The organism is Ruegeria sp. AE4 (assembly GCF_056542185.1).
In genome coordinates this window covers 101,933-127,185 of the sequence record NZ_JBQFZK010000009.1, presented here as the reverse complement: position 1 = coordinate 127,185, position 25,253 = coordinate 101,933, and the positions used below count along the sequence as shown (strand labels likewise).

Below are 25,253 nucleotides of genomic sequence, written 5' to 3'. Positions count from 1 at the left end.
GCCTTCCAATACCTCAGATTGCGTGAAGTTCAGATGACAGAAGACTTGATCCTTGCCAATGCCACGCTTGTGCTGCCGAATGAAACCGTCACCGGCTGTGTTCGAATTGTGGGTGACACCATCATCGAAATTGATACCGGGCGTGCAGTTCCTGCAGGTGCGACAGATTGCGAAGGCGACTATGTCAGCCCCGGTCTTGTCGAGTTGCACACGGATAATCTTGAACGCCATATTCAGCCGCGCCCCAATGTGCATTGGCCCCATGCCGCCGCCATTCTGGCCCATGACGCGGAACTGGCCAGCGTGGGGATCACAAGTGTGTTCGATGCGATGCGGGTAGGTTCAATCCCCTCCGGTGCAGGACGGTACGGAAAATATGCCCGCGGCCTGTCGCGGGAGTTGTGGGATCTGCGCGAGCAGGATGCGCTCAAGATCAGCCATTTCCTGCATTTGCGGGCAGAGGTGTGTTCCGAGACACTGATCGAAGAACTGGACGAGTTTGGACCCGAGGACAGGGTTGGCCTTGTGTCCATCATGGATCACACCCCCGGCCAGCGTCAGTTTCGCGACATGGGCAAGCTGGAATCCTTTCTGAAGGGCAAATATGCCATGGACGATGATACGTTCTTTCAGCATGTGGCTCAGCTGAAAAGCCTACGGGATCGCAACGGTGATGTGCACGAGGTCGAAACCGTCAAGGCCGCGCGCCGATTTGGGGCCGTGCTTGCCAGTCATGACGATACGACCGAAGATCAGGTGAAGATCTCGGCAGGTCACGGCATTCGGCTGGCTGAGTTCCCCACAACGGTGGAAGCTGCGCGAGCGTGTCATGATCACGGTATCAAGGTCATGATGGGCGCGCCAAACGTTGTTCGCGGAGGCTCTCATTCCGGTAATGTTGCGGCCAGCGAATTGGCCGAGCTTGGGCATCTGGACGTAATGTCCTCGGATTACGTGCCGTCGGCCTTGTTATTGTCTGCGGTCATGCTGGGTGAAATGTGGGGCGATATGGCGCGTGGAATGAAGACCGTCACATTAGCCCCGGCGCAGGCCGCCGGGCTTGAGGATCGTGGCGAGTTGCGCGCCAATGCCCGCGCCGATGTTATCCGTTTCCGGATGCGCGCAGGTGTGCCAGCCCTCAACTCGGTTTGGGCGCGAGGTCGCCGCGTGGCGTAATCAGGCCGTATAGAACAGGTAACGGTCCGGTGCGATCGTCTCGGGCCCTTTGATCTGGTTGAAGCCGACAAGGGGCTGGCCGGATATCAACAACCCTCCGGGCTGCATGACCTGCGCGATCAACGGGCTGAGGCGTGCGGCCTCGGCCACATCTTCGTGTTTGATGCCACGTCCGAAATCATAATGCGCCAACGCGATCTTGTGCCCCTCGGCCATCAGTTTCCGCAGCATGGGTTCAGCTTCGCCTTGCAGGAAATCTTCGGCTGGTGGGGTGCTGTCAGGATGGCATTGCAGCACACGATCCATCACCCAGATCCGTCGGTTCGGCAGGATCTCTCGCAGGTGGTCATAGGTGCGGCCATTGCCCAGCCCCATATCCAGCACATCGCCAGTTTGGTCACTGATCTGTTCGGCTGCCCAGTTCAGCCCGTCACGTTGGGCCGTCAGTCGGCGAAGCATGGAATCCAGTCGGCTCATGACGATGTCCTTATTCGTTCTTCGGTGCGACCCAGAGTGTGGCAGGACCGTCCAGCAGATGTTTCAACAACGCCTCGGTAAAGGCCCATATGTCCTGATCATGGACCAGGTGATGGGTCAATACTCCAAACGGCTCGGCGTTGTCTGCGCGGCCTTCGCGCCTGTCCCGCAGGAGGTTAACTGTCTGAGCGACCAGGCGGTCCGGAGAGATCAGACCGCGTGAACCCCGCCAGTCAATCGGGTCAAGATGTGTGTTGACCTGCTCAAGCCCCGCAGCCGCCATTTTCGTTCTGCGGGGCGTTGCCGTGGAAAGAATGCGGTATCCCAGCGATGGAAGATGTTCGATGACTTCTGGTGCAATGCGGTTCCACGGAGGGACAAACATCGGCCGCAGGGTGTTGCCGAACAAGGCGTCAAGGCGTGACAGTCCTGCCGCGGCATCGGCAACAACCTCGTCCAACGGACGGTTGAGGCGAAACTCGGCTTTCTTCTCACTGGCGGGCGCATGGTTCTTGTGGGACCACCCGTGAACCACAGGGATGAGAGTTTCGCCGCGCGCAACATAGTTAGCCAGCGCAGGGGTTGCCGCGTGGGGAATGACGGCCAGATGTACCGGCAGGCCCAACTGTGCGGCCAGATCGGACAGGTGGTCTAACTGCGATGTCGGAGCGATCGCGTCATCGTCTCGCCACCACAGCGGCAACGACAGGCTCGCTGCATGCCAATGGGTCAGTTCGACCTCAAGTGGGTACCAGTCCGGGTTCATGTACGCCGCTCCAGCAGGTTCTTGGCGATCTCTACGGTTTGGGCCGCGCCATCAAATCCGAAATCCTGCTGTGCTCGGGGTCCATCTGAAATGACGCGCTCTACGGCCTGCGCCAACGCCTGCCCGCTCAGGGTTCGGCTGAGAAGCACCTCGATGGCTGGCAAACTCGACAGGCTTTGCCCACGCAGCCCCTGTTCAACCTCTTTGCCATCATCGAATGGGACAAAAACAGCGGGTGTTCCGCTTTGCAGAATATCCATGGCGGTGTTGTAGCCGCACATGCTGACCGATGCCGCCGCATGGGGCAGCATCTGGCGAAAATCCGGGCGCACGGGTTCCAGAATTGCTGAGGTTCCTTCGACCAGTTGGGACAGCGCGGCTATTCTCGCCTTGGCATCCGTCCCGCCGACCAGCAGGCGCCAACGCCTGTTGGGCATCTGGCGGGCGGCCTCGATGGCCGCGCGAAAGATCGGTTGCCCCACAGAACCGCCGCCGGCACTGACAAGGATTTCGCCCTGCCCAACGGCATCAGGATGCGGTTGAGGCAACTCAGGCGCAACAAAGCCGGTATAATGCAACCGTTCCGCCAATCGGTCCGACACCGGCCAACTGACCGAAAGCGGTGTGACACTTTCGGTCGAGTGAACAAGAATGCCGTCATAAAAGCGGGTGACGATATCTTCTGTCCGCTGGGCCTTGGCAGGTTTGGAAGGAGGGGCCAGAATATCCCGGATCGATCCCAGGATGACCGGAGGCCGAGGCAGGGCCCGTGCCGCATTCAGGGCCGCGTCGAATTCCGCCGCCAGAGACCGGCGACCAAAGGGGTAAAGCTCGGTTATCAGGATTTGCGGCTGAAAGCTGTTTACCGCCTGCACCATGGCTGTCACACGCGCGCGCTGATAATCCGCGTCAGCCTCGACGCCGCTTTCAGTCAGAAGCCGGGTGAAATTGGTTCCATCTGATCTGAGCGGTGGCAAACCGAACAGGGTTACCCCGCTGCTGTCCAGTTGAGGCGCAGGCATCCCGCCCGAGACGACCATAACTTGGTGGCCGTCATCCCGGAACGCCCGGCCCAACGTCAGGGCCCGGCTTAGATGCCCTGTTCCCAAAAGGTGCGTGACAACGATCATCACCTTCATGGCATCGGCCCATGTTTGATCAGGCGAGCGGGGTCCGGGTCTGCGGTCATTGTGTCCATTTCAACGATATACAGCCGATTGCGCTTGATCTTGAAGGGGGCGGGACCATCAAAATCCCAACCCCACGCCTGGGCGAGAATGACCCGCATGATGCCAATATGGCAGACCGCGACTGTATCCTGTCGTAGTCCGGATACCCAGGGGCGAAGCCTGGTCCAAACCTCGGCAGGGCTTTCACCGTGAGGCGGGCGAAAATCCCAGCTCCAGTCTTCGATATGGCGATACCCGCTGGTTTCATCGGCGATCAGGTCGACACCTCGAAGCCCCTCCCAGTCGCCCCAATTCATTTCGGTCAGCGCGTCCGAGGTTTTCGGGGCGCGCCCAGACACGATCCGCGCCGTTTCACTGGCGCGCAGCAACGGGCTGGACCAGATATCAGCGGCGGCCCATGGGTCAGGCAAGCGATACCCGGCCAGTTCAGACCGCGCGTCGTCATCCAGTGGAATATCACTGCGCCCCTGAATGCGCCCTGCGCGGTTCCAATGGGTATGCCCGTGGCGAAGCAGTGCAAGACGGGTCATGATACATCCTTCAACAAGGGCCGTAGATGTGCCCACAATCGCTCGGTCGCCTGAGGCATAAGATGACGCCGGGCCACATAGCTGCGCGCATTCGCCCCAAGCGCATGGCGCTGCGCGGTATCCTCCAGCAGGTTTTGCATGTGATCGGCAAGCCCTCTGGCCCCAGCATCAACCGATGAGTAAACAGCAGGTGCCAGCACATCCCGAACGCCGGGGCGGTCCTGTGCGATCACGGGCAGGCCTGTCGCCTGCGCCTCGAGATAGACCATCCCATAGGCTTCGTTCACGCCGGGCCAGACAAGCAGGGATGCGTGTTGGTAGATTTTCTGTAAGTCCGCCCGGTCGAGCTGGCCCAGAAAGTGCACCCGGCTTCCGAACGGCACCATCAACGCTTCAACATCCGGCCGCGCCGGTCCGTCCCCCGCGATGTTCAGGTTCCAGTCACATGTCAGGTGCGAAAGGGCTTCGGCCAAAATCCGGTAGGACGCCAGCTTGTCCCCATGCCGCATCATTCCGACAGTAAGCATGGGGCCGTCCCCGGCCGTAGCCACAGGCAACACGGTTTCAAGCAGAAATGGCGGCAATTCAACCAGTGCCTGCTTGCCAAAACGGTCCCGTTCCAACGTAATCAGGTCATTGGCAGTGTGGTAGAAAATGATATCCGCTGCATCACACGCCTGATGCGCCGCTTGGGCGAAATCGGCCCACGGTCCGTTCAGCCTGCTTGATGCGCGCGTGCTTTCCAATTGCACATACGGAATGCCGCGCGCCTGGCAGATCTTGGGGCCCAGCAGGTCGGGTGCTTTGTAGTAATTGTGATAAGTCACCCAAAGATCAGTATCAAAGGGCAACTCGGCGTTCAGCCGCTGTGCTTCAATCTCAGCCGCGCGAACAAGGGTTCGCTGTAGGTCCCGGTCCCCGTTCTTGTCATAGATGCGCAGGTCCGAGGCCAGTTCGACCTTATCCCCTTGCGCCGCCAAGGCGAGCATCAGGTTTCGCGCCATTTCGCGGTCGCCCGAGGGTTTCTGGCTGCCGGGGGATTTCATTGGCGCATAAAACGCAACCCGCGCCATTACGCGTCTTCCATGCTCAGGGTTTTCAGCCGTGCCGACAGCCGTGCAATACCAGGGTCCATTCGAAAATCTGCAATCAGACGGTCATAGGCTGCACGCGCCATAGTTGCTGCCGTTTCCGGATCAGCGGCCAGAGCTGAAATGGCCGAAGCCAATGCAGCCGGGTCGTCATCAGACAATACGCCATGCGTTCCGGATTGGATGAATTCCGGGATTGCCGAAACCGGTGTCGACAGGATCGGCAATAGCTGGGACGCGGCCTCCATCAACACGTTCGGCAATCCGTCACGATCCCCGTCCGCAGCAATACGGCTGGGCAGGACAAACAGGTCGGCCCTGCGCATGGCTTCGATCACCTCCGGCTGATCGCAGGCCCCCCTCCAGGTGATGCGGTTCGCGATACCAGCAGCGCGCGCCTGTGTGTGCAGAGTGTCCCCAAGACCCCCGCCGCCAATGTGGGTCCAATGCCAGTTCAGGTTTTCCGGCAGCAGTGTGAAGGCCGCAATAAGACGGTCAAAGCCCTTCTTTTCAACCAGTCGTCCAACGGAAATCATGTGAAACGGATCGCCAGCGGCGCGTATCCTGCGTTTTGGCGGTTCGGGGAAGCGCGACAGGTCCAGACCGTGATAGATAAGCTCCACGCGGTTGGGGTCATCAGCGAGGCTGCGCAGGTGTTCCGCGCCGATTGCCGTGCAGGTGGCCCCGAAAGCGGCCCCATACGTTGCGGCCTGCAGCTTTTCACGCTTTTCCCAATCCGGTGAGGTCCAGATATCCTTGGCATGGGCAGAAAAGCTCCATGGCAGACCGCGTATGATGGCCGCATATCGGGCGACCGACGAGGGGGTGTGCATGAAATGGGCATAGAGCCCCTGCGTCTGGGCGGGTAACTCGGCGGCCAGAACACATGCTTGCCCGAACCGGCGGATGCGGTTCGGCGTCGGGTCGCGGCGCAGGTCGTGCCGCCAGATCTTGTAGGCTGCGGCATAGCCGGGCAGGTCTTGGGCGGCAGCGCGGGCCGCCCACACCCGCTGTGGCTCTTCATGCAGGTATTCTGGAAGATAGCGAACCTGCCCCGAGAAGCGTTCGTGCAAAGGGTGACGTTTGGTGTCGGTTGGATGGCGCAGAGACCAGATGTCAAATCGGTGTCCGGCTTCCTGCAAGGCAACAAGTTCCTGCGCGATAAATGTTTCGGACAGTCGCGGCCAGCCTTTGACCACAACCGCCAGATTGGGAGAGGCCGAGTTCATCCAGTGGCTCGTTTCTGTTCCCGTGTCAGCAGGCTGTCAATGCGGTCGGTGACATAGTCCAAACCATCCAGCAATCCGCTTTGGATGGCCTGCGACGGCACAGATTGGTGCGGCAGGTTGCGGATGGCACGGATCATTGCGTCGGGTGTCAGGCTGTCGCGTTGTTCGTCCAGCATCTTGACCAGCCCCAGCTCTTCTGCGCGTGAGGCCCGTATCCACTGTTCCAGACGGGGTGTGGTGCGTGGAACGATGACGGCCCGTTTGTCGAAGGACAGGACCTCGCAAAACGTGTTGTAGCCGCCCATGCAGACCACGCCTTCGGCCCCGGCAAACAGTGTTTCGATCTGCGATTCAAATCCAACCGCAGTTACACGACCATTCAATGCGGCAACCCGTGCTTCGAAATAGTTGCGCAATTCACCCGACAGGAACGGGCCATAGACCAGCACAGCGCGCGGCGACAGGTCTGGGTCTTTCTCGTAGGCAGATAGCACGAGGTTGACCAGCGCCTTGCCATCGCCCCCGCCGCCGGGTGTGATCAGGATATAAGGTTGCTGAGGCGGTTCACCGACCGGGCCGAGGTCGCGGCGCAGATATCCCGTCCAGTGTATGCGGGATCGCGCTGACGCGCTTAGCGGCAAGCCTTGCGTCGGATCATAGATCGATTGCGATCCGTAAACCCAGATCTCATGATAGAACCGTTCGGTCGCCTCGATGGCTTCCTTGCGCGCCCATTCGGCGGCCAGCACTTCGGGTTCGTCCAGCACATCACGCAGGCCCAAAACCAGTTTCGTTCCGCAATGGCGTTCGAGGTATTTCAGTGTCGGCAACAGCTCACCCCGGAACCCTGTCGGTTCCTTGTCGACGACCAACACGTCGGGGTCGAATTGCTGAACCGCGGTCTGGATCAATCCCGCACGCAATTCGGTAACTTCGTCGATCCCCATTCCGATTGTACGCGCGGCATACGAGCCGTCCGCGCGCTTGGTCACGCCGGGCAGGCGCACATGGTCAACGCGGCGGGGAAAGGTAAAACGCCCGGCCACGGGCGAGCCCGTCAGGATCAGTGCCGAAGCGCTTGGGTCCGCTTGTGTGATTGCCGCAGCCAAGGCACGGGACCGGCGCAAATGCCCCAGACCGAACGTGTCGTGGCTGTAAAACAGGATACGCGGCGCGCGGTCCGGTTTAGAATTGGTTGTGCCAAGGCTCATAGTGTTGCCCGTCTTCTTGATCCCAGAGCGAAATCCGCGCGTTCGCAAGCGTTACCGTATATTTCAGTGCCACGCTTGCCAAAGGCGGATTTGCGTACTTGCAAATGTTTCAAGCATTGCGATTTGGCAACAGCGTATTGACTGTTTCGCGACATATCGCGCCACCGCCAGGCAAGGTCGCCAAAAAAACCCGATGATGACAGTCGGGGCGAACCTGAAACTTTTGCTTGGTCATATTCAATTTTCGAAAGATTGAAAACACCTGCAGACATCAGAGTGCGCCAAGAACACGTCCTAACACGATATCGAGACGGTTTGATGCGAGTGTTTGAACTGCCTGAAATGCTTCTGTAATCTGACCAACATCAGGAAAACTGGATGCAAGACCCGATGAAAAATGATTTTCTGGCCGTATTGTTCTTTGCGTTGTGGGCCATTGTTCTGGGCGTTCCTAATGGTGCATTGGCGCAGTCATCCTTGATTCCCGGATATCCTTCAGGGTCGGGCAGTTCGTCCGAGGCCGACAAGGAAAGTGATCTGGCCGCTGCAATCCGCGCGGCCAGCGATGCGGGCGCAAGTGTCATTGTCATCGACAGTGCCGGTCAGGTTGTGACAACGGCAGGCGGAAAGGATGCAGGTTCGGAGGGCGCAGACAGCGATTCGAGCAACCCAATGGGTGACGGTTCGCAACTGATGAAGGCGCAAGAGCGGTTCTCGAAGTTCCGTGAGTCGATGCAATCGAGGCTCGAGGCGCTGCCCTATTCTATTTTTGAAGTACAATACATCCTGCGCCAGACCAGCCCGGATGGCCGAATTCAGACCTATGTCGAGGTGTTGGGTTGGAACATCCTGTTCCTGTTACTTGGGCGGTGGCTGTCGATCGAGATATACGGGAAGCGGTTCGCGCGCCGCTGGGTGGTGGCGCGGATCAAGGACGAACCACAGGGGTATCGGGAAAAGATGCCGTTCCTGCTGTTCCGGTTCCTGATGGGGATTGGAGCCACGGTCTTTGCCATGATCATGGCTTTGATCGTCGGGTATCTGATCTTTGGCGAGGCCGAGGATATCTCGGTCCAGTTCACGATCACGGCAATCTTTACGGCCTTTTTCCTGTCGCGCACGGTGTCGGACCTCTGGCGCATGGTCCTGTCACCTTATCTGAGCCAATATCGATTACCGCCCTTTTCGGACAAGAATGCGCGCAGGCTGTATATTTGGGCGTCCGTGCTGGCGACCTATGACATTTCGGTCGTTCTGTTTTCTACCTGGGTCGCGGATTTTGGACTGAACTACAACGTCTACGCCATGGTGTATGGCGGTCTGACAATGCTGGGCGCGCTGGGCAACATACTGATGATCCTGTTCAACGCCCGTGCAATCTCGAACGCGATCCGGGGTGGGCGGGCATCCGAACAGGTGTCATGGCTGTTGCGGTTTGTGTCTTTCGGCTGGGCACCGGCGTTGATCATCTATGTCGTGTTCAGCTGGTTCCGTCTGGCTGTTGATCTGGCGCTGGAGCATCCGACGCCGCTGCCGTTGATTGCAAGCAGCTATCTAATCTTCATGTCCGTGGTCATAGCCTATGGTGCAATGAACTATCTGCTGGAGCGATATTTCGACCGCTCGCGCATGATTAGCGAAATAAACGGGGAAGCCGCGGCAGCGGATGAAGGCGCCGGGGCGGCGGATATACCCGAGGCTGAACAGCCGAAGCAGCATCTTCTGACTTATGAAGACCTGGCCCGCCGGGTAGCCGGAATTCTGGCTTTCGTGCTCGGGGCTTATGCGCTTGTCGTGATATGGTACCCGAACGCGGACTGGAGCGAGGATCTGCCGGTAGAACGTGCGCTGGATGTGATGGTTGTCCTGTTTATCGGGTACATCCTGTTTCATTTCTTTCGGATCTGGATCGACAGCAAGATCGCTGAAGAATCCGACGATGGCACCGAGGTTGAACTGGGCGACGAAGGCGGGGAAGGCGGGCAAAGCCGTCTGGCAACGCTGTTGCCACTTTTCCGGGGCGCAATTCTGGCTGTTGTCGTGGTCACGATCGTACTAATTGTCCTGATGGAACTGGGTATCAATGTCAGCCCGTTGTTTGCGGGTGCCGGTGTGGTTGGTTTGGCCGTGGGGTTCGGGTCACAAACGCTGGTGCGCGACATTTTTTCCGGCGCATTCTTCCTGCTGGATGATGCGTTCCGGAAAGGGGAATATATCGACATTGGGGATGTGAAAGGGACGGTCGAGAAAATCTCGGTCAGGTCCATGCAACTGCGTCACCATCTGGGTGCGCTGAACACCATTCCCTTTGGCGAGATCAAAGTGCTGACCAACTACTCGCGCGATTGGGTGATCATGAAGCTGCCGCTGCGCGTGACCTATGACACCGATGTCGAGAAGGTTCGTAAATTGATCAAGAAACTGGGTCAGGAGTTGTTGGCCGATCCCGTAATCGGAGACAATTTCATCCAACCGCTGAAGTCACAGGGCGTGATCGAGATGCAGGATTCAGCGATGATCATCCGGGTCAAGTTCATGACGAAACCCGGCGACCAGTGGCTGGTTCGCAAAAAGGTCTATCAGGACATTCGCGAGCTGTTCGCGCGAGAGGGGATCAAGTTTGCGCATCGCGAGGTCACTGTAAGATTGGCGGATGGCAAGGAAGCAGAAGACCTGACACCGAAACAGCGTGAAGCCGTGACGGGGGCTGTTCAGGCCGCGATCGACGAGGATTATCTGGACGATATCGGACCGGGCGGTGACGACCGATAGCAAGGCCTTCCGTCGCTTTGAATCGCGCCTCGGATGAGGTGCCACCGAAAGAGCTGGGTCACTAGGAAACGAAGGGCCAGACCGGTTCGGATGTGCCCAGTTTCGACGCCGGTAAATCCCATTGCAGCACAGCGTCACCGAGGCTAAGCGCTGGTCTGAGACGGTGCCCCGGTCCCCAGCCCGAGGCTTCTGTCACAGGCGAGTAATCCGTGGGCATTGGAATAATGGGCTCGGCCTCGACGTCGTCTTTGCCGAGAACCGCCAATAGCTCGGCGGTGCGGGCAAGGGACAGATGCGCATGCATGATGGAATTGCCCGACGCGGCTTCGGCCAATGCGGAAAGGACGGCGGCGGCCATCAGATAGCCGGTCGCGTGGTCCAAAGCCTGAACCGGCAACGGCGTCGGTTTGTCTGCGTCAGCCCATCCCATGCCCGCATGCGCAATTCCTGCGCTCATCTGGACAAGGCTGTCAAACCCGCGCCGGGTCGACCAGGGGCCTTGCCAGCCATAGGCATTCAGCGTCACCTCGACCCTGTTCGGTGCCAGTTCATCGCGCTTGGCGCGCGTCAGGCCAAGCGCATCCAAAGCGCCGGGCCGGTACCCGTGTACGAACACATCCGCTTGGGGCAGAAGTTCTTGCAGCCGTTCCATGCCATTGGTCGATTTCAGATCGAGATAGGCGCAGTGTTTTCCAAGTGAAATGTCGGGGATCACACCGGGTTCGTCCCAACCGGGCGGATCGATCCGCAGAACCTCGGCCCCGAAACCGGCCAATGTGCGGGTGGATACCGGACCTGCCAGAACGCGTGTAAGGTCAAGAACCCGCAGCCCGGCAAGAGGTCTTGCAGGAGTTGCCTGCGGTCTCTCGCGCAGCTTGACGTACCGGGGGCCTTGCCAGCCAATCAACGGGTCGCGCGATACAGCGCGGCCCTGCGGATGTTCAAGCCACTCGGTCCGGCTGCGCATGGCAGCGGCCACGCCGCCTTCGGCCACAATATCGGTTTCCAAATCGGATATGGCCCGGGTTCTGACGGTTTTTGCCACAGCTTCACGCTCTGGCGGGGTGCCGAGAACCTTCATCGCTGCTGCGCGATGGCGCGGAAGGTTGGTGTGCAGCCTAATCCAGCCATCTGAGGCCCTGTAGTCCCCCGCGACCGCATCCCAAAGGTTTGGCATTTCCCAGCCATCGGGCTTGAAGGAATAGCCGAACCACAACGATGCCAGCCGGTGGTCGATGGCGATCTCGGGTGCTTTCTGGGTCAGGTTCAGCGCCTGCATAAAGCGGGCCATCTCTTGCCCAACGGCTGCAAAGCTGGCTGTCGCCAGTTCGGAGACGGCAAAAGCACTTGGCAGAGCGCCTGTGCCGACCTTGCGATATCGGTCGACGGCGGGAAGGGTGGCAAGAAGGCTCATTGCTGATAAGGGTCAAGGCTGTCGCGCAACCCGTCACCCAGAAAGTTGAAAGCCAGTACGATCACGATGATCGGAAGCATCGGGATTGCCGTCCAGGGGTAGATCTCAATCGATGCGAGGTTTTGCGCGTCATTCAGCATCACACCCCAACTGACCGCTGGTGCACGAAGGCCCAGGCCAAGAAAGCTAAGCGCCGTTTCCCCAAGTATCATTGCCGGGATCGACAGGGTGGCTGATGCAATCAAATGAGACATGAAATTCGGCAACAAGTGCTTACGGATCACCCGGCCCGAGCTTGCGCCCATCATTTCTGCCGCACGAACGTATTCTTCCTCGCGTAGTGACAGGAACTTTGCACGAACTGAACGCGCCAGTCCTGGCCAGTCGAGGATGCCGAGGATGATCGAAATGATGAAGAATACGGCAACCGGGCTCCAGTTCGATGGCACGGCGGCAGACAGTGCCAGCCACAGCGGCAATTCCGGCAGCGAACGCAGAATTTCGATGACCCGGTTGATGACCCAGTCGATGCGGCCACCGAAATAGCCGGCCATCGAACCGAACAGGATACCCAGAAAGAATGATACCGAAATACCGATCAGCCCCACGGTCAGCGACAGCTGCGCCCCATAGAGGATGCGGCTGAAGATATCGCGACCCAGCCTGTCGGACCCCCAGAGGAACAAGGTGGCACCATCCGGCGCGCAGAAAAGATGCCTGTCTGTCTTGATAAGACCCGCAAGTCGATATTCGGACCCTTCACAGAAGAACCGGATCGGGCGCGGGTCGTCAGTGTCAGGGACGAACTTCCACTGGAAGGTTTCCAGATCCGCCTCGGCGACGATTGGAAAAACATGGGGGCCGATAAAAGCGCCTTCGTAAAACCAGTTCACCGATTGCGGTGGCGCATACAGATGCTCTCCGTTCCGGTCATTCGGGCCATACGGCGCGATGAAACCGGCAAATGGGAGCATCAGGTAGCACATTAGCAGGAAGATGCCCGAGATCAGACCCAGCTTATGCGTGCGGAACTTGCGCCAGACCAATACCCAGTTGGGGGCATCCAGATCGGCGCGTTCCAGTTGCTGTATCGACGCCTGCGGATCAAACGGCGCGTCATCGACGTAGCGGTTGTCAGGAGTATCGGTCATGCTTCGCGCCCCTCATATCGTATGCGGGGATCCAGCATCACCAGCAGAATATCCGAGATCATCGTGCCGATAAGCGTCAGCAGCGCGACAAACATCAGGATAAACGCGGACAGGAATTGGTCCTGCGTTTTCAGTGCTGTCAGCAAAGTCGGCCCGATGGTTTGCAAGCCCAGAACGACTGACACCAGAACCGATCCCGACACCATAGATGGCAGAAGGTTACCGATATCCGCAACGAACGGGTTGAATGCCACGCGCAACGGATATTTCGTCAGCATCCGCGACGGCGCCATACCTTTGGCAATGGCCGTTTCCACATAGGGTTTCCCCAGTTCATCGAGCATATTTGCCCGCAGGCGCTGCATCATCGCCGATGCGCCCGAGGTTCCGATGACAAAAGTCGGAACGATCAGGTGGATGAGAATAGATTTCATCTTGTCCCAACTCAGCGGCTGACCTTCGAATTGCGGATCCATCAGGCCGCCGATAGGCAGGTTGAAATACCGATGCCCGTAGTAGAATAGGATCAGGGCCAACAAAAAGTTGGGTGTCGCTAGCCCCAGATAACCCACAAAGGCCGAGGTATAATCAATCCATGTCCGTGATCGCGCCGCAGCAATAACACCCAGGGGAAGAGCAACGGCATAAACAAACAGGATCGCGGCCAGGTTGACGACGACCGTCAGCCAAAGCGTGTCGCCCACGATTTCAGATACAGGCCGGTCGAACTCAAATGACCAGCCGTAATTACCTTGGATCAGACCCGAAAATCCGTGCGGTCCCGGCCAGAAGCCCACCCAGATCAGGTACTGTTCCCACATCGGGCGATCCAGAGCGTACTCGGCGCGCAGAAACTCGGCCTTGGCGACACCTGCTGACTGGCCCGAGGCCTGAAGCTCGGCAATCTGGTTGCTCAGGTAATCACCGGGCGGCAGGTTGATGATTATGAAAATCAGGACCGAGACCACCAACAATGTCAGCAGCATCGTGAAAAAGCGATACACCGCATAGCGCAGCATGACCATTTAGCTGCTCCTGCTTAGTCGGCGAAAAAGAACTCGTCCGGGCGGTGAACGCCGAAATGCGCACCGGGCTCCCATGCCCACATGGCCTGTTCCGGCACATTGCGCAGACGGTTCGACACGACAATGGGTTGGGGTGCTCCGTTCAGGATACCAATGGCATAAAGCTGATCGGCGTGGATTTTAAGCATTTCCGTCCAGATTTCCTTGCGTTCGTCGTCCGTTGTGGCGACCTCCCAGTTATGGGCCAGTTGCATCAGACGTTCTGCCTCGGGCATGTCGGGGGCTTCCCCGGCTTCACCACCTGTCTGGTAGAACTGGCCCCATTTTGGCCAGGCCAGGAATACCTGATCGGTGGGCGCCAGATAGGTTGGAGACGTGTGTGCCTGCGGGATACCGTCATCCCATCCATACCAGACCGATGCCATCGAGTTGCCGGCAAACACTCGGTTGCGCAGGATATCGCGATCCAACGGGCGCATGACCAGCTTGACCCCGATCTCGCGCCAGGTGTCAGTAACGATCTGAAGGGCGTTTTCAACCTCTTGCCGCTCGCCAGCGGTTTCGATCACCAGCTCCATTGGGCGCCCGTCCGGTAGCAGGCGGATACCGTTCTTGTCGCGCTGGGTCAGGCCGACCTCATCCAACAACGCATTGGCCTGGCCGACATCGTACTGAGCCCAGGCGGTGGCATTTTTTTCATCGTAAAAGGGCGAGGCAGGCAGAACCGACATTGCGCCGGGATGCGCAAGCTTGAAATACAAAGCCTGGTTGATTGTCTCGCGGTCGATGGCAAGGGACAGGGCGCGCCGCACACGGACGTCACGCAACACGTCGCGCCAGACGTCATCCTCGAAATTGAGGTTCGGATAAATCGCGATTTGCGACGCAACGCCGGTTTTCCATAGCAATGTCTTGTAGCCGCCTTGCGCCTCGCCTTTTTTCAGGATCGAAGCGTCGCGGAAATCCAGACCCCGGCCTTGCAGGTCGCTTTCCCCTGCATTGGTTTTGGCAGCGACCAGACCGGGGGCAACGATCTCCATCTCGACCACATCGATATAAGGCAGTTGAACCCCTTTGCTGTCGATGCGGTGGTAATAGGGGTTACGTACGAAATTGTGGCGGATTTTCTTGCCGGAACTTGCATTCAGCCAGGGTTGCAACGTGGGCAATTCGTGATTGTCGAACTTGTACAGGTTGTCGAGCTTGTTGTGCAGCGCGGCCCAGCTTTTGACTCGGGCATCGTCGACCAGAAAGGCAAGTTCCTCGGGGTCGGCATATTTCTCGTGATATCGTTTCAGGAAAGCTGCTGGGCGATAGATAAAGGGCGGTCGTGCCTGAGCCAGCGATTGTAGAAAACCCGGGTTAGGGTCCTCCCATTCGAAAATCACCGTGGTTTCATCCGGGAAGGTAACGGTGGGTGATTTGCCTTCGACAATCAGAAAATCCGGCGGGCCTGACGGGCTGAGCAATTTGTTGTTGGCAACGTCTTCCCACCAATAGCGGAAATCTTCCGACGTAAACGGAGAACCGTCTGACCATTTGTGCCCTTCGCGCAGTTTCAGGGTGAACTTGCGGCCGTCTTCGTTTTCAAACGACGCCAGCAAATCGGGGATAATCTCATAGTTCTGGTCGAAACCGACCAGCCGGGCATAACCATAGACAACCATCTGGCGGATATCTTTGGACCGCGTGATCATGGTGCGCAGGGTGCCGCCCTGTTTGCCGAACTCGCGGCCCTTTGCTTCCAGATCGACTACCAGCGGGTCCTTGGGCAGGCGCTCTTGAACGGGCGGCAGATTGCCCGCTTCTACTTCCGAGTTCCAGAACGCGCTTTCCTGAGGTGTGGGGATCGTCTCTGCCGTGGCGGGCAGCATCCCGATGAGCGTCAGCGAAGCGGCCAGGATCAGGGGGCGAGTGGTCTTAAACATGGCAACGTACCTTATGGCCCGGTTCCAATTCCACCAATGAGGGTATCACGGTGTCCGAGAAACGAAAGGCTTCATCCCAACTGTCCGGCGCGCCGGCGCCCAAGGAAACCACTTTCAGGTCGATCGGGCGATTGATGTCGGGTTCGGGTTGAGCGGCAATCAGCGCTTTGGTGTAGGGGTGGCGCGGATTGTAGAAAAGAGTTTCGGGTGGTGCTTGCTCGACGATCAGGCCGCGACGCATCACGGCAACTTCGTCGGCGATCCGCGCGACCACAGCCAGATCGTGCGAGATGAACAGATAGGACAGGTTCAGGCTGTCCTGCAGGTTTTCCAACAGGGTCAGAATCTGCTCTTGTACCGATACATCCAGCGCCGAGGTGGGTTCGTCACACACGATGAGCTGCGGGTCGAGCATCATGGCGCGGGCCACCGACAGACGTTGCCGCTGACCCCCTGAAAAGGCGTGTGGATAGCGTTTCAGCATGTCGGCTGTCAGGCCGACGCGCTGCAACATCTCGGCGGCTTTGTCGCGCTGCTCGGCCGTAGTTCCGATACGGTGAATTTCCAACGGCTCGGTCATCGCGTCCTGAATGCGCATCCGTGGGCTGAGCGAGCTGTAGGGATCCTGAAACACCATCTGCGCATTGCGCTGAAACGCGGTGCGCTGGGCCCGGGTCATGTTGTGCACCGTGATGGGATCGGTATTCGGCGCGGTGCGAAACAGGACTTCTCCGCCGGGATCGGGTAGTTCTGCACCCAATGCAATCCGCGCGGCTGTTGTTTTACCTGATCCGCTTTCACCGACTATGGCAAGCGTCTTGCCGCGTGCCAAATTCAAATCGACCCCTTTGCAAGCATAGATTTCCTTGTCGGCTTGCCACCCTTTGCTGGACCGCATCGTGTAGGTCTTTGAGACGCCCTTCATCTGAAGGATCAGATCGTCGTCCGGCATCGGTATGCCCACAGCATCCTGATCTGGAATTTCCGGTGCCGCATCAAACAGTTGTTTGGTATATGGATGTGCGGGGGAGGTCAGGATTGGTGCGGCCGGGCCAGCCTCCATGATGCGGCCCTTGTGCATGACCACAACCTGTTCGGCCATGTTGGCGACCACGCCCAGATCATGGGTCACCAGAATAAGCGCCATGCCGGTCTCGCGCTGCAATTCCTTGATCAGTCCCAGAACCTGCGCTTGCGTGGTCACATCCAGCGCGGTGGTTGGCTCATCCGCGATCAGCAGTTCGGGTTTGGATACCATTGCCATCGCAATCATGGCGCGTTGGCGCATTCCGCCCGACAGCTCGAACGGGTAGGAGTCATAGGCACGCTGCGGATTTGGAAAGCCCACGCGCTCGAACTGTGTCAGGACCTTTTTGCGCGCCTCGGACTCGGAAAGCCCACGATGGAGCCACAGGACTTCACTGACCTGATTCCCAATCTTGTGCAGAGGTGACAGCGATCGCATGGGTTCCTGAAAGATCATCGAAACGCGATTGCCACGAATGCCGCGCATTTCTCGTTCGCTGACCGCTGTCAGGTTACATGTACCTTTGGAATCATTCAAAGTTATCGTGCCGCTGCGTATCTGCGCCGTTCGCGGCAGAATCCGCAAGACGGCCCGGCACGTGATGGTTTTACCCGATCCCGATTCACCGACCAGCGCCAAGGTTTCTCCTGGTTTGACATCGAAATTCACATCCTTGACCACGGAACTGCCCGCACCAAAGCCGATGCTGAGGTCTCTGACAGACAACAACGCGCTCATGCAGGTTTTCCAACCGTTTGGCCGCTTGGTGACATCGGTCGTTTCAACTCCCCGTGATTTTTTCGTCAGTGTCGCGCGGTTCCGCCTGTCTAGTCAAACCCGTTCTTGGGCTGAAATGTCGCGAAAATGTGAAACTTTGGGCTTCGTCGCTACACAAAGTCTTGAGAATTTGTCATCTAAGGCGGCGTCGGGGGCACCTATGCTTTCGATTGGTATCAAGGAGATATTTGCCAGTGTCCGAGAATCAAAGTCGTCTGGACTTGTTTATCGATCGTATGGTGTCGCAGCGCGCCTGCCTGGATCACGCGATTGCGCAAACGGCAGGCATGGCTGGCCCGGTGTTTGAACTGGGGTTGGGCAATGGGCGCACCTATCATCATCTTGTGCAGCATATCGATGGACGTCCTGTCTTTGTTTTCGAACGCGCGGTGGCTTCGCACCCTGATTCAACCCCGCCCGAGGATCGGGTGATCTTGGGGGATGTGCGCGAGACGCTGCCAGCGGCGGTCGACAGGTTTGGACCGACAGCAAGCCTGATTCATGCAGACCTTGGGGGGCATAATCGCGAAAAGAACGACATCTTTGCGCGGCTTGTTTCCCCGTTGATCGAGCCCTTGCTGGCACCGGGTGGATTAATGGTTTCAAGTGACCGGATGTATTTCGAGGCGCTGGAGGAAATGCCGTTGCCCGAGGGTGCCGTCGAAGGGCGCTGTTTCATCTATCGGCGTTGACCAGAGAGAAGGGGCCTGCATGATATTCTACGATTGCTCTACGGCCCCAAACCCGCGCCGTGCCCGCATGTTCATCGCGGAAAAAGGGTTGAACATCGAAACGCACGAAATCTCGATTGCTGAGGGCGCGCAGTTGAGCACTGAGTTTCGTGCAGTGAACCCCCGGGCCACAATCCCGGTTCTGGTAACGGATGACGGCGCAGTCCTGACCGAAAATCTTGGCATCGCCGCGTATCTTGAAGCGCGTTTCCCCGAGCCGCCCTTGATGGGCCGGACCGCTGATGAAAAAGGGTTGGTCCTGATGTGGAACGCAATTGCCGAGCAGCAGGGCGGTGCGCCCATCGCTGAAGCTTTACGCAACAGCCATCCGGCGTTCAAAGACCGTGCTATTCCCGGCACGGTTAATCATGCGCAGATCCCCGAACTGGCGCAGCGTGGGCGCGAGCGGGTTGCGTCATTTTTTGAACTGCTGGAGGCGCGGTTGATGCAAAGCGCGTATGTTGCGGGCGATGTATTCACTCTGGCGGATATATCCACTTTTGTTTTTGTCGATTTCGCGCGCGTCATTAAGATGCGGATACCGGACGGCAATACGAACACGCAGGTTTGGTTTGAAAGCGTGAAAGCCCGCCCAAGCGCCCAGCTTTAGGTTTGCAAAGCATTCGGCAGAGTTCTCGCATTCCGTACTGTACATAAATGTCTAGACAGAACTGAACAGTGCCACTAGCGTCTTCTCAGATTCTGTTCAGGGAGGTCGGGATGAAATCCCAATATCGCGTAGTGGTCATTGGTGGGGGCGTCGTTGGTGCTTCGGTTCTGTATCATCTGGCCAAATTCGGCTGGTCCGATGTGGTCATGCTGGAGAGGCGGCGGCTGGCATCGGGATCGTCCTGGCATGCAGCGGGCGGCATCCATGCCCTGAACGCGGATCCGAACATGGCCTCGTTGCAGGCCTACACAATTGACCTACTGAGTGAGATCGAAAAAGAATCGGGCCAGAATATCGGTTTGCACATGACCGGTGGTCTGACGCTGGCCGGTACGCCTGAACGCTGGGAGTGGTTGCAGGCCAATTACCGCATCTTCCAGTCAATCGGCATTGATGATTGCGAGCTGCTGACCCCGCAAGAGGCACAAAGACGCTGCCCAATCATGTCAACCGACGGTGTTTTGGGCGCGATGTGGGCGGATCGCGAAGGGTATATCGATACGACAGGCACTGTTCAGGCTTATGCGACTGCGGCCAGAAAACGTGGTGCCGAATATTACGAGGAAACCAAGGTCGAAGAGCTGATCCAGACAGATGATGGTTGGCAGGTTGTGACCGATAAGGGCACGATCACCTGTGAACATGTGGTCAACGCGGCCGGGCTCTGGGCCAAGCAGGTTGGGCGTATGGCCGGGGTAGAGTTGCCAGTCTCACCGTTGAAGCACCACTATCTGATCACAGACACTGTGCCAGAAGTTGCGCAGGCGGATTTCGAGATGCCGATGACTGTGGACCTCGAAGGATTCACCTATATGCGGCAGGACCAGAAGGGTGTTCTGGTTGGGATCTACGAGGTCGATCACGAACACTGGGCGATGGATGGCGCGCCGTGGAACTATGGCGAGGAACTGTTTCAGGAACAGCTTGACCGGATCGAGAACGAACTGACGCTGGGCTTTGAGCGGTATCCGTCGATTCAGAACGTGGGCATCAAGACATGGGTCAATGGTGCGTTCACGTTCTCACCGGATGGTAACCCGCTGGTTGGTCCGGTTCCGGGCAAGCGCGGCTATTGGACCGCCTGCGCGGTGATGGCCGGGTTCCTGCAAGGTGGTGGCGTTGGGAAAACACTGGCCGAATGGATGATCCATGGTGAGCCCGAAGCGGATGCATGGCCGATGGATGTGGCGCGCTATGGTGATTTCGCACAGAACAAGCGGTATATTCGTGAAACCACTGGCCAGTTCTATTCGCGCCGCTTTGTGATGACCTACCCGAACGAGCAATTGCCTGCGGGTCGCCCGCTGAAGATGGCTCCGGCGCATGACGCGATGACCGAGGCCGGATGCAAATGGGGTGTCAGCTGGGATCTGGAGGTGTCGCTGTATTTCGCGCCCAAAGGGTTCGAGGAAACGCCAACGCTCAAACGTTCGAACGCGCACGACATCGTGGCCGCTGAATGCAGGACCATCCGTGAGGGCGTGGGCCTGATGGATATCACGGGTTTTTCCCGCTTTGAGGTTTCGGGCCCAAATGCCGAGGCTTGGCTGGATAACGTTATGGCATCGAAACTGCCCGCCCCGGGTCGTGCCAAACTGGCGCCGATGCTGGGTGAGGATGGGCGGCTCAAAGGCGATCTGACCGTGTTGAACTGGGGCGATGGCACCTGGTGGATCATGGGCAGCTATTACCTGCGCGCCTGGCATATGCGATGGTTCAACGATCATATGATGGATGGGGTCACCGTCCGCGACCTGGGAGAGGAGTATTGCGGGTTCGCCGTGGTCGGACCAAAATCGCAGGCGGTGGTCGAAAAATTGGCCGAACAGGATATCTCGGGTCTGAAATTCATGGGCTGCGGTGATTTCGACATCGGTCTCGTCCGTGCCCGCGTGGCTCGTATGTCGGTGACCGGCGAAAAAGGGTATGAAATCAACTGCCGCTATGGCGATCACATCAAACTGCGCCGCATTTTGCTGGAAGCTGGTGCAGAAGAGGGAATCCGCGAGTGCGGTTTCAATGCGATGCTGTCAACCCGGCTTGAGAAGAGCTATGGCATCTGGTCGGCAGAGTTCACGCAGGCTTACACACCCGGTATGACCGGCATGGATCGCTGGATCGACTGGGACAAGGATTTCGTCGGCAAGGAGGCCGCGTTGGCCGAACGGGATGGCAATGGCCCGGCGCAGGTACAGGTAACACTGGAAATCGATGCGTTGGACGCCGACGCCAGCGGGTATGAACCGGTCTGGGCCAGCGGCGAACGCGTGGGTTTTGTGACCTCAGGCGGTTACGGGCACTATACCGGCAAGTCGTTGGCAATGGCCTTGATTGACCGTGACAAGGTGGACCCGGGTACGGAACTGTCTGTCCATGTCGTAGGGGTGGAATGTCCGGCGCGGGTAATTGCACCGTCGCCCTACGACCCTCAGGGCAAAGCGATGCGGGGCTGATCATGGCCGCTCCGGACCGACGACGCCGAAGGCGAGGGGGCGAGGCTGCCCCGCAGCCCAGCCGCGACGTGAACTATCGCCAGCTTAGGAACCCTTTCCCATTGATGGAGGTGTTCCCGGCTGACCAGATTGCGGACATGCACGAGACAGCGTTGCGTACGCTCAAGGAGTTGGGTGTAAAGACCCTGCTTCCCGAGGCGCGCAAGCTGTTCAAGCAGGGTGGCGCGCGCGTGGATGAAGACAGTGAGATGGTCTTTATCGGGCGCGAGATGGTTGAGGCTGCCGTTGCCTCGGCCCCCAAATCTATTGCTTGTCGTGCCGGTTCACGGCATCGGGATTTCACTCTGGAACTGGGTTCGCTGGTGTTTCAACCGGGGGCAGGCGCGCCGAACGCAACCGATCTGGAACGTGGTCGCCGCCCGGCGACAGGTCAGGATTATCTGGAGTTTCTGAAGCTCACCCATCATTTCGATGTGTTCCAGATGATCTCTCCTCAGGTTGAACCTCAGGATGTACCGACGCATCTGCGCCACTACTTCACGACACAGGCACAGATGGAACTGACCGACAAGTTCCCGTTCTTCTTCTCGCGCGGCACGCCGCAGGTCATGGATTGCTTTGAGATGCTGTCCACGGCGCGAGGTCTGTCGGATGATGAGTTTCGTGGCAACGCGCATTGTTACACGATCATCAACACAAACAGCCCGCGCACGTTGGATATTCCCATGGCGCAAGGGCTGATCGACTTTGCGTGCCACGGTCAGATGTCGATCATCACTCCGTTCACTCTGATGGGGGCGATGGCGCCGATCACCGTGGCGGGGGCAATCACCCTGTCCCATGCCGAGGCGCTTGCCGCGCTGACCTTGACGCAGTTGGCCAGACCGGGCGCTCCGGTCTGTTATGGCACGTTCACCAGCAATGTGGACATGAAATCCGGCGCACCTGCATTCGGGACGCCCTCGCATTTTCAGGCGTCACTTGCCGCAGGCCAACTGGCGCGTCACCTTGGCCTGCCCTGGCGGTCGGCGGCAGGGTCGGCGTCAAACAGCAACGACGTACAGGCGGCGAATGAAAACCAGTTTGGCCTCTGGGGTTGCCTGATGGCCGGCGCGACTGTGATCATTCATTCAGCGGGCTGGCTGGAAGGGGGATTGACCGTATCCTTCGAAAAGCTGGTCTGTGATGCCGAGGTGCTGAACATGGTGGCCGAGCTTTGCGCAGGCGCGCAGGCGGGGCCTGCCGAGATCGGCTTTGATAACGCTTTAAGTGAGGTCGCGCCCGGCGGTCATTTCTTTGCCTGCCCCCAGACGATGGAGCGCTACACCACCGAGTTCTATCAACCGCATGTCCATGACTACGCCAATTTCGGCACATGGACCGAGCGAGGATCGACGGATGCCAACCAACGTGCAACGGGGGTTTGGCAGGGTATCCTGAACGATTTCAAGGCCCCCGCCATAGACAATGATCGTTTTGGTGCCTTGCAGGACTTTATCGCACGCCGCACCGCAGAGGGCGGGGCGCCACCGGAGAGTTGAATGAACAACAAACCTATCCTTCACCGCGACGATCCCGAAGCCGAGCCCCTGATCGGCAATATCAAGGTGACCCGCGACGACTGGCTGAACGTGGCGATGGACGTGCTGATTTCGGACGGGGTGGACCAGATCAAGGTTCTTAACCTGGCCGAGCGGATGGCCGTGTCACGCTCATCCTTCTACTGGTACTTCAAGTCCAGACAGGAACTTTTGGATGCACTGCTGGCGCGGTGGCAGGCGACCAATACGGTTGCGCTTGTAAAACAGGCCGAAGCACCAGCCGACACGATAACGGGCGCGGTCTGCAACGTGCATCGTTGTGTGGTCAATACGGATTTGTTTGACACCGCGTTGGATTTTGCCGTGCGCGACTGGGCGCGTAAATCGGGCAAAGTACGCCGTGCGCTGGACCAGTCAGACACTCGGCGACTTGAAGCTTTGCACGCGATGTTCGCCAGATACGGCTATTCCGAGATTGAGTCCGAAACACGTGCGCGCGTGCTGTATTACATGCAGATCGGATATGACCTTGCACAATTGAACGAACCCTTCGAGACGCGGATCTCGATGGTGCCGAATTACCTATACGCCTTTACGGGCGTCGAACCGAAACCCGAAGAAGTTGAAGAATTCAGCGCATATTCCCGGCGCTACTGGAAAGGAGACCCGACATGAGTCAGCCAGACGCAATCATCATCGGTACCGGCGTGATCGGCGCGGCCATCGCGTTCGAAATGTCCAAGGCGGGTTGGAAAACCCTGTCTCTGGATCGCAACGCACAGGTTGGACACGGTTCAACCGCCGGGTCCTGCGCGATCATCCGGATGCATTATTCCACCTTCGATGGAACGGCGTTTGCCTGGGAAGGCTATCATTACTGGCGCGACTGGGCTGACTATCTTGGACTGCCGGAGGGGGCCAATCTGGCTCAGTTCAGGGAAACCGGCTGCCTGGTTATGAAGACCGAGGCGAACGGGATGCTGGAAAAGCACATGCGCAATTCATCAGAACTGGATTGCCCGTTCGAAGAATGGTCGGGGGAAAAAGTGGTTGAACGCCTGCCGGTTTATTCGCTGGACAGCTTTGCCCCGGCACGCCGTTTGGATGATCCGGAATTCGGCCAGCCCAACGGGCGAAAGATGTCGGGTGGAGTGTACTGGCCTCAGGCGGGGTACGTCACCGACCCGGCCTTGTCGGCGCAAAACCTGATGGATGCTGCCAAACAGCACGGAGCCGAGGTTCGCACCAGTGCCGAAGTAACCGAGATCCTGACCGAGGATGGACGTGTTTCCGGTGTAAAACTTGCCTCAGGCGAAGAAATCCGCGCAAGGGTTGTCGTGAACGTGGCCGGGCCGGGCTCGGCTATCATCAATGGGATGGCAGGCGTTCTGGATGACATGACCATCAAAACCCGCCCCCTGCGGCAAGAGGTCGTGCATGTCCCTGCCCCGGAAGGGTTCGACTTTGAAAACGACGGAACCATCGTCTCGGACAGCGACATTGCCTGCTACTGCCGCCCGGAACACGGCAACCACATCCTTGTGGGATCAGAGGATCCGGAGTGTGATCCGCATCAATGGTGCGAGGATGACGTCAACTACAACCGCGAGTTCACGGACCAATGGACCACACAGGCCATGCGATATGCGCAGCGCGTGCCTTCCCTTGGCATCCCATCGAAAACGCGTGGTGTGGTTGACCTTTACGATGCCTCAACCGACTGGATTCCGATCTATGACAAATCCAACCTGCCGGGGTTTTACATGGCCTGCGGATCCAGCGGGAACCAGTATAAGAATGCACCGATTGCGGGTAAGATGATGGCAGCCCTGATCGCATATTGCGAAGGCGGAGCGGATCACGACGCGGAACCGCTGCAATTCGAACTGCCTTATATTAAACGGACCATCGACGTGGGCTTTTACTCACGCAAGCGCCCGATCAATGAGGAAAGCAGTTTTTCGGTTCTGGGCTAGTCGGGTTTTGGCATCGATCAAAGTCGAGTGGGGCAGGTTAACAGCTTGCCTCGCTATGACCGGCCGAGGGATAGGCGCATAGCTTCTGGGCTGCGCATCGGACGGCATATCCTGGTAC

20 protein-coding genes are annotated in these 25,253 nt (G+C 58.4%); 8 read left to right on the top strand and 12 right to left on the bottom strand.

Features of this window, described 5'->3' with window-relative positions:
- Positions 1-33 precede the first annotated feature (33 nt).
- A complete protein-coding gene (locus ACR0EK_RS12775; protein ID WP_480870832.1) occupies positions 34-1,176 on the top strand; it encodes an alpha-D-ribose 1-methylphosphonate 5-triphosphate diphosphatase in 1,143 nt (380 codons plus the stop codon).
- Here the strand turns inward: ACR0EK_RS12775 and ACR0EK_RS12770 are convergent, their stop codons facing one another.
- From ACR0EK_RS12770 to ACR0EK_RS12740, 7 genes are read right to left on the bottom strand one after another with little or no spacing between them, the layout of a single operon-like run.
- Positions 1,177-1,653 carry a class I SAM-dependent methyltransferase gene (locus ACR0EK_RS12770; RefSeq protein WP_480484057.1) on the bottom strand — a complete coding sequence of 159 codons (477 nt, stop codon included), beginning with the start codon at positions 1,651-1,653 and terminating at the stop codon, positions 1,177-1,179.
- Between the two features lie 10 nt (positions 1,654-1,663).
- Positions 1,664-2,419, bottom strand: a complete 756-nt coding sequence (locus tag ACR0EK_RS12765) for a polysaccharide deacetylase family protein (protein ID WP_480484056.1) — start codon at positions 2,417-2,419, stop codon at positions 1,664-1,666.
- Positions 2,416-3,558, bottom strand: coding sequence for a glycosyltransferase family protein (locus tag ACR0EK_RS12760; protein ID WP_480484055.1), 1,143 nt, complete (start codon positions 3,556-3,558; stop codon positions 2,416-2,418). The genes ACR0EK_RS12765 and ACR0EK_RS12760 overlap by 4 nt, the downstream gene beginning before the upstream one ends.
- On the bottom strand, positions 3,555-4,139 hold the full coding sequence (locus ACR0EK_RS12755; RefSeq protein WP_480488312.1) for a histidine phosphatase family protein: 585 nt from the start codon (positions 4,137-4,139) through the stop codon (positions 3,555-3,557). The genes ACR0EK_RS12760 and ACR0EK_RS12755 overlap by 4 nt, the downstream gene beginning before the upstream one ends.
- The gene (locus ACR0EK_RS12750; protein ID WP_480900190.1) at positions 4,136-5,212 is read right to left on the bottom strand and encodes a glycosyltransferase family 4 protein; all 1,077 of its coding nucleotides are present in this window, start codon (positions 5,210-5,212) and stop codon (positions 4,136-4,138) included. The genes ACR0EK_RS12755 and ACR0EK_RS12750 overlap by 4 nt, the downstream gene beginning before the upstream one ends.
- Positions 5,212-6,459 carry a glycosyltransferase family 4 protein gene (locus ACR0EK_RS12745; protein ID WP_480900188.1) on the bottom strand — a complete coding sequence of 416 codons (1,248 nt, stop codon included), beginning with the start codon at positions 6,457-6,459 and terminating at the stop codon, positions 5,212-5,214. The genes ACR0EK_RS12750 and ACR0EK_RS12745 overlap by 1 nt, the downstream gene beginning before the upstream one ends.
- Entirely contained in the window at positions 6,456-7,670 is a 1,215-nt protein-coding gene (locus ACR0EK_RS12740; RefSeq protein WP_480900186.1) for a glycosyltransferase family protein, read from the bottom strand. The genes ACR0EK_RS12745 and ACR0EK_RS12740 overlap by 4 nt, the downstream gene beginning before the upstream one ends.
- Before the next feature lie 378 nt (positions 7,671-8,048).
- Between ACR0EK_RS12740 and ACR0EK_RS12735 the strand changes: the two genes are divergently transcribed.
- The gene (locus tag ACR0EK_RS12735; RefSeq protein WP_480967854.1) at positions 8,049-10,442 is read left to right on the top strand and encodes a mechanosensitive ion channel domain-containing protein; all 2,394 of its coding nucleotides are present in this window, start codon (positions 8,049-8,051) and stop codon (positions 10,440-10,442) included.
- Positions 10,443-10,503: 61 nt separating this feature from the next.
- On the opposite strand, the gene ACR0EK_RS12730 is transcribed toward ACR0EK_RS12735, so the two are convergent.
- From ACR0EK_RS12730 to ACR0EK_RS12710, 5 genes are read right to left on the bottom strand one after another with little or no spacing between them, the layout of a single operon-like run.
- A complete protein-coding gene (locus ACR0EK_RS12730; RefSeq protein WP_480900182.1) occupies positions 10,504-11,856 on the bottom strand; it encodes a CoA transferase in 1,353 nt (450 codons plus the stop codon).
- Positions 11,853-13,007, bottom strand: a complete 1,155-nt coding sequence (locus ACR0EK_RS12725; RefSeq protein WP_480484049.1) for an ABC transporter permease — start codon at positions 13,005-13,007, stop codon at positions 11,853-11,855. Before ACR0EK_RS12725 ends, ACR0EK_RS12730 begins: the two co-directional genes overlap by 4 nt.
- The gene (locus ACR0EK_RS12720; RefSeq protein WP_267363792.1) at positions 13,004-14,032 is read right to left on the bottom strand and encodes an ABC transporter permease; all 1,029 of its coding nucleotides are present in this window, start codon (positions 14,030-14,032) and stop codon (positions 13,004-13,006) included. The genes ACR0EK_RS12725 and ACR0EK_RS12720 overlap by 4 nt, the downstream gene beginning before the upstream one ends.
- 14 nt (positions 14,033-14,046) lie before the next feature.
- On the bottom strand, positions 14,047-15,960 hold the full coding sequence (locus ACR0EK_RS12715) for an ABC transporter substrate-binding protein (protein ID WP_480900180.1): 1,914 nt from the start codon (positions 15,958-15,960) through the stop codon (positions 14,047-14,049).
- The gene (locus tag ACR0EK_RS12710; RefSeq protein WP_480900179.1) at positions 15,953-17,725 is read right to left on the bottom strand and encodes an ABC transporter ATP-binding protein; all 1,773 of its coding nucleotides are present in this window, start codon (positions 17,723-17,725) and stop codon (positions 15,953-15,955) included. Before ACR0EK_RS12710 ends, ACR0EK_RS12715 begins: the two co-directional genes overlap by 8 nt.
- A 233-nt stretch (positions 17,726-17,958) precedes the next feature.
- On the opposite strand from ACR0EK_RS12710, the gene ACR0EK_RS12705 reads away from it, so the two are divergent.
- From ACR0EK_RS12705 to ACR0EK_RS12680, 6 genes are all read left to right on the top strand, one after another.
- Positions 17,959-18,456, top strand: coding sequence for a class I SAM-dependent methyltransferase (locus ACR0EK_RS12705; RefSeq protein WP_480585924.1), 498 nt, complete (start codon positions 17,959-17,961; stop codon positions 18,454-18,456).
- A 19-nt stretch (positions 18,457-18,475) separates the two neighbouring features.
- A complete protein-coding gene (locus ACR0EK_RS12700; RefSeq protein ID WP_480774024.1) occupies positions 18,476-19,105 on the top strand; it encodes a glutathione S-transferase family protein in 630 nt (209 codons plus the stop codon).
- A gap of 110 nt (positions 19,106-19,215) precedes the next feature.
- Complete coding sequence (locus tag ACR0EK_RS12695; protein ID WP_480870809.1) at positions 19,216-21,618, top strand: GcvT family protein; 2,403 nt, start codon at positions 19,216-19,218, stop codon at positions 21,616-21,618.
- Positions 21,619-21,620: 2 nt separating this feature from the next.
- The gene (locus ACR0EK_RS12690; protein ID WP_480967853.1) at positions 21,621-23,159 is read left to right on the top strand and encodes a trimethylamine methyltransferase family protein; all 1,539 of its coding nucleotides are present in this window, start codon (positions 21,621-21,623) and stop codon (positions 23,157-23,159) included.
- Positions 23,160-23,834, top strand: coding sequence for a TetR/AcrR family transcriptional regulator (locus tag ACR0EK_RS12685; protein WP_480488296.1), 675 nt, complete (start codon positions 23,160-23,162; stop codon positions 23,832-23,834). It abuts the gene before it with no gap.
- Entirely contained in the window at positions 23,831-25,135 is a 1,305-nt protein-coding gene (locus ACR0EK_RS12680; protein WP_480900175.1) for an NAD(P)/FAD-dependent oxidoreductase, read from the top strand. The genes ACR0EK_RS12685 and ACR0EK_RS12680 overlap by 4 nt, the downstream gene beginning before the upstream one ends.
- Positions 25,136-25,253: the final 118 nt, after the last annotated feature.